Source organism: Photobacterium sp. NCIMB 13483, assembly GCF_003025475.1.
Classification (GTDB): domain Bacteria; phylum Pseudomonadota; class Gammaproteobacteria; order Enterobacterales; family Vibrionaceae; genus Photobacterium; species Photobacterium piscicola.
Window position 1 is genome coordinate 1 of record NZ_PYLV01000059.1, and the last position, 795, is coordinate 795.

Below are 795 nucleotides of genomic sequence, written 5' to 3' on the forward strand. Positions count from 1 at the left end.
TTTCGTGTTCGAAACCAGGGAACTCAGCGTCCCATGCTTCTAGTGCTTTCAAGTACTGGATTTGAGGACTTGTATCATCACCGAAGTTTTCGCCACCCATAAGCATTGGAATGCCTGGTGGGTAAGGAATAACAGAGTTCGCTGCAACGCGACCAACAAGTTTATCCGAAGCTACTAACTCAACGTCATCAGACACTACGAACTGGTAAGCAGTACGTGGTTTCACTTCCATTTCTGGAAGGCTTGAGTACGCGTGGTTTAGCACTTGGCTTGGGTTGTGACGTACTAGGTATTCAAACATTCTGTTACCAAGATCTTTAAGACCTAGACCGCGGTAAACTTCAGGAGCAGAAGCAACTAGCTCAGGCAGTAATGTTTCGATATCTGCGTTGGCATCGTAGTGACGCTTGAATGACAACAATGTGTTGATCAAGGTGTCACGCTTACCTTTAGTAATACCCATTGAGAATAGGAACATTACTTGGAAGTCAGTAGTACGTGTTGGTACGATACCGAAACGACCTAGGTATGCAGTTACAAGTGCTGCTGGAACACCTGTTTCTAGGAAGTTACCGTTGTCATCAAGACCCGGAGTTAGCAAGCTAACTTTGATTGGATCAAGCATACACCAGTCATTGTCGATTTCGTCAAAGCCGTGCCACTTGTCGCCAGGAGTCAATTTCCAGTTCTGTTGGATAGTCATTAGAGACTCAACAGAAGCGTCTTCGAAATTAACTTTGTCGCCGTTCATTTCTGTAACAGTTTCAGCGTTCCAAGGCTTGAAGAACCAATCGT

General features: G+C 45.0%; 1 pseudogene. It reads right to left on the reverse strand.

The annotated features are described in order from the left end of the window. A pseudogene (locus C9I86_RS19785) lies at positions 1–795 on the reverse strand (arginine decarboxylase); the annotation flags it as partial.